This window comes from Shinella sp., from assembly GCF_052438155.1.
In the GTDB taxonomy this organism is placed as follows: domain Bacteria; phylum Pseudomonadota; class Alphaproteobacteria; order Rhizobiales; family Rhizobiaceae; genus Shinella.
Map to the genome: position 1 here is coordinate 1 of NZ_JBQVPI010000079.1, position 4,758 is coordinate 4,758.

The 4,758-nt window shown below is 57.7% G+C and carries 1 protein-coding gene and 2 pseudogenes; 1 reads left to right on the forward strand and 2 read right to left on the reverse strand.

Going from position 1 to position 4,758, the window contains the following annotated elements; all coding sequences use genetic code 11:
• Positions 1–478: 478 nt before the first annotated feature.
• A complete protein-coding gene (locus ACT6VE_RS34370; RefSeq protein WP_444802614.1) occupies positions 479–1,573 on the reverse strand; it encodes a helix-turn-helix domain-containing protein in 1,095 nt (364 codons plus the stop codon).
• A 1,126-nt stretch (positions 1,574–2,699) separates the two neighbouring features.
• On the opposite strand from ACT6VE_RS34370, the pseudogene ACT6VE_RS34375 reads away from it, so the two are divergent.
• Positions 2,700–3,647 (forward strand): annotated as a pseudogene (locus ACT6VE_RS34375) (IS630 family transposase).
• Between the two features lie 968 nt (positions 3,648–4,615).
• Here the strand turns inward: ACT6VE_RS34375 and ACT6VE_RS34380 are convergent.
• Positions 4,616–4,758 (reverse strand): annotated as a pseudogene (locus tag ACT6VE_RS34380) (integrase core domain-containing protein); the annotation flags it as partial.

Below are 4,758 nucleotides of genomic sequence, written 5' to 3' on the forward strand. Positions count from 1 at the left end.
CTTCATCAAAATCTCCTCGATCATCTTGCCGAGAAAATTCTACTTTTGAAGCCAGTTGTTTTGCGGGGGGATTACCGCAAGGCCTTTGAGATAGCCTCACCATAGCCACCGCCCCGATCACGGGCGACAATCGATATCGACGGATGCTCGGCAATTCATGCGTGAAAACTGGCTCCCAAACCGAGTCTTCTAATCCTACGACGACATCATCGAGCATTGCTGCAATGCCTGACGAAAGCTCGAAAGCCAGCCTTGGCGCATCAAGTCTATCGGACGCAGAGAATGGGCAAATAAGTTCTGATCAGTGAGGAGTCGTATGAGGTCACAGACAAAAGCATTGTCCGGCCGTTGATGAAAACAACGCGACATCACCCGGCGCTGGGCTCTCCGCGACATGAATTAGACTGTTTTGCTCGATGATTTGGGTTATTGCCCTATAATGACCGATAATGGAACTGAATGCGTGTTGTCTGCGACATCAGAATTTGGAGCCCAGAGAGACCTTCGGCTCAGCTTCGATATGCCCCGGCACCAGCGGATGGATGTAGGGAATAGCGTCCGGTGACACCGGGAACCGAATGTCTTGACCGGCCGGCCAGATGGCTAGCGTTCGGATGTCCTTTGGCGTCAAGCCGAAGAGCGCCTTGAAGGAGCGCGTAAAGGTCGAGGCATGTGCAAAGCCGAGTTCGAAGGCCAGGTTCGAGACGCGCGGGATTTTGTCGTCGGGATCGGTCATTCGGCGGAACGCATGCCGCAGTCGCCGCTCGGTGATGTAGGCCGTGACGCCGCCGAGCGGCTCGAAAGCGCGGTATAAGGTCGAGCGCGTCATGCCGAACTCTTCGAGCAACGACTGGCCCCCCAGATCGGGATCGGCCAAACCACGTTCGATGGCAGCTTTCACGCTTGCAAGCGAAACGGTGCTGCCCTGTGCGTCGGCCGTCGCCTTCGAATGTGATATGCTCTCAAGAAGGGATTTGACGAGCAGGATCATCGCCTCGGCGATCGGGCGGGCTTGCGGCGCTTGTATCGTCGGCCCCATCTCCATGATGTGTTCCATAATGCCGATCAGGACTCTCGAGAGGACTCCGGGCCGGACCACGAGACCATGCGCGCTGTCGAGCAGCGGAATGGCCGGCTCCAGTTTTCGCCGTTGAATGGCGAGGCTGATATTCTCGACGGACGGCGCCTCCATGACAATCTCCTGCGAGAGATCGAAGAACGCAAGCTCTCCCTGTTCAACCCGCCGTGCTTCATCGCCGATACGATAGGCAAAGTGGCCGTTCGTGTAGCAAACGACCGGGATGTCGTCCGTCGCAGATCGGGCAATCGTTCGGACGGTCCGTGTAAAGCGGGAGGCGGTCGCCCTTGTTCGAGATACGGTGACGTCTGGCAGGCAATAGACCTCTGCCTCACAAGAGAACGGCGTCTTTCCGCCAAGATCCGGCACGTCGAACTCGAACAGCGGCAGCAGCATTTTACTATAGGCTTCCAACGACCCGGGATCGCTTTCCGGGAAGGTCATCCCAAAGCAGTCGGTGGTCGAAACGGCATTGGGAAGCGAAGGTTTTGTCATGAGGCTTTCGACCGGCCGATTGACATCCAGCAAAAATAATACGCGCGACCTCCGACAATATTCAAGCGCATGTTAGCCATTCGCCGCCGATTTTCGTCAGACGGGTCCGGTCTCTAAACTGCCCGTCCCAGATGCTTATCACAGCGTCCAAACCGCCCTTATGCGCCTTGACTGTAGCGCCACGCCCTTCAGACATTCTCCTCGATGTGGAATGGGTCCCGATCATGAATTTCGAAACTGCCACATCGTGAAAAGAATTGGGGCCTTTCGGGCCCAGAAGACATTACGGTGGCCGGCGAATAGCGGCCTATTTTTTAGTTTTAAAACAAACCGTATCGACCTGCGCTGGCCATCCGACACAATATTCGAGGGGAAAATGTTCGTTACGCGGAGTTACATTGACGTCGATGAAGCCGCAGAGAATCCAGATCTTGTATATGGAAGTGTCACCCTCGGCATCACCCTGTTTGACAATCGAACGTTGATGACGCCCATCGTAAGCGACTTCGGACCTAGAAGTGACAACAGTCTCGCTCTGTTTGCGAAGGACATGGTACGATCATCCGGGGACTGAGCGCTTATACCGGCAGTTCGTCCATTGCACTTACGGGACCGGTCGCCGCTCTCCCAATGGTGTTTGGCGATCCGAGGAAGCGGCAGAACGTCACTGCCCAGCACATCAAAGGACAATCCCAGAACGCTTGCAACAACGTCAAATTATTACTTATGAAGGCGACAGGGACGTTCGAGCGCTGGAAGAACAAGAAGGGAGGCTCTCCGAAAGCAAAGCTGACAGGAATACAAAGCTTTAGCAACAGGATCGGCTTCAATGGGCACCTTTGACGTGACGGCCCGAAGAATTATGCAGACGCCAAAGATATTGTAAGGGGTTATAATATTGGTGCAAGCAATACTCTCGTATACTTGTTCCCTGCCACTTACCGCATGTCATTTAACCGTAATGTCGTCTGCGCCATAGAGGAAAAAGGGGAAACTTCCCTTGCAGCGATTGCCAAGCTTTTGAGAACCGTCAAGCTCTAGAGCAAGTCCGGGGATCAATGAATCGATTGTGATGTGACGGGCTGGCCGGTATCTGATTCAACATCTGCTTTGGCGGAGGTAGATGATGGCCAGAGCACTCAGCGAAGATTTGCGGTTGCGTGTCTTGAAGGCTTGGGGCGAAGGGGCATCCGCCCGCCAGGCGGCGGGCCGGTTTGGCGTCGGGGTATCGAGCGCCATCCGCTGGATCGCACGAGCGAAGGTCGGCGAACTGACGCCGCGGCCGCAAGGGCGACGGCGCGGCTCGCGTCTCGACGGCTATGCAGACTTCATCGTCGGGATGATCGAGGATCAGAAGGACATTACGCTCAACGAGATGGTTGGGCGTTTGGAGGAGGAGCGCTCGGTACGCATCGGCCGAAGTACCTTGAGCGACTGGCTTGGCCGACACGGCTGGACCTTCAAAAAAGTCCGCACATGCACTGGAGCAGGCCCGTCCCGATATTCTGAAGCGCCGCCGCACCTGGTTCGATGGCCAACTCGATCTCGATCCGGCGAAGCTGATCTTCATCGATGAGACCGGCCTGTCGACCAATATGGCGCGCCTGCGCGGACGCGCGCACTGCGGTGAGCGCTGCCGGGCCGGTGTACCGCACGGCCACTGGAAGACCACCACCTTCACCGGCGCACTCAGGCTGACCGGCATGACCGCCCCTTTCGTCTATGACGGCGCAATGAACGGCAACGTATTCCGCGCCTATGTCGAGCAGGTTCTGGTTCCCACGCTCACCGCGGTGACATCGTCGTCATGGACAATCTGCCCGCCCACAAGGCTGCTGGTATAGGCGAAGCGATCAACGCGGCTGGCGCGACCTTGCTCTACCTGCCGCCCTACAGCCCAGACTTCAATCCCATCGAAAACGCCTTCGCCAAGCTCAAGGCGATGATGCGGGCAAGGGCCGAACGAACCATCACCGCCCTCTGGAATGCCGTCAGTTCCAGTTCCCTTATCGAGCTCTTCACGTCCGTCGAATGCGCCAACTACTTCAGGGCCGCAGGATATGAACAGGATTAAACCGGACGTGCTCTAGATGAGCGATAGCGACGACGACGCCTTCGTACTGCTGATCGGCCACACGGTCGTTACCCTGCAAGTGGCTCTATCGCGCGACGATCACTGAGGGCACGGTGTTTCGTGGCATCAATCGTTGGGGCAATTTCGAACGCAAAGCCCTCATGCCCGGACCATCAACCCGATCCTCAAGCGCCGCGTCGCCCAGTCCGGCCTCGCTCCGGCGACCTTTTCAGCCCACGGTCTGCGCGCCGGTTACCTGACCGAAGCCGCGCGCCGCGGTATCTCGCCGCCTGAGGCAATGGAGCAGTCCCAGCACAAATCCGTCCAGCAGGCCGCGCTCTATTACGAAGATGCACAGCGACACCTGGGTAGGGCCGCGCGGTTGATTGCGTAAGATCACAGGCCTCCAAGCATTCGGAAATGGAAAGCTGATCCGGGCAAAAAAACGCTCCTTCCCCGGCTGAGCGCATGGCTTACCGCCGACCGGCTGCTTCCCACCGCTCGCGCCGCCACGACGGTCGAGTCTCCGCGCGCAATTCACGATCCAATCAACGTGATGCTGAACGAGGAGGTCTCTACGCCTTTGAGGCTCAGGTACCTATCGGGTCGCGGCCGGCAACTACACGGCTCTTACGCCGCCGCCCGGCCCGAAGTCCGAGCTGCGCCATCTTGCGCCGCGCATGGCACTCAATGTCGGCTCCAGGAGACCCCGAAACGCTCCGCGATCCGGACTCGGCTATCCTCGACTTCACCTTCTGAAGGTCTTCTCTGCCGCTGGCATCGGCCTACTCACACGATATCCGACGGCAAGCTCTGAATTGAAGACTATCTTTCCTATCCTCATGCCGTGGCGCGCAAGGGCTTCGGATACCAGTCCGGTCGAAGCCGCGCTGGCTGCCAAGTGGCGGATGCGCACGATCCCTCTTGCCTCATCGAGTTTCATAAACAACATCGCATCTGTTGCCGGAACGGAGCTGCTCATGGTCGTCATAGTGGAAGCGCTTGACGGTCGCGCCCTTTATGGTGCGGTTCATGCGCTCGACCTGGCCGTTGGTCCATGGATGCCTTGGCTTTGTCAGCCGGTGTTCGATATCGTGGGCTTGGCAGGCTC

Coding starts and splice junctions, on each gene's coding strand:
- ACT6VE_RS34370 (WP_444802614.1), bottom strand. CDS start 1,573: ATGACAAAACCTTCGCTTCCCAATGCCGTTTCGACCACCGACTGCTTT.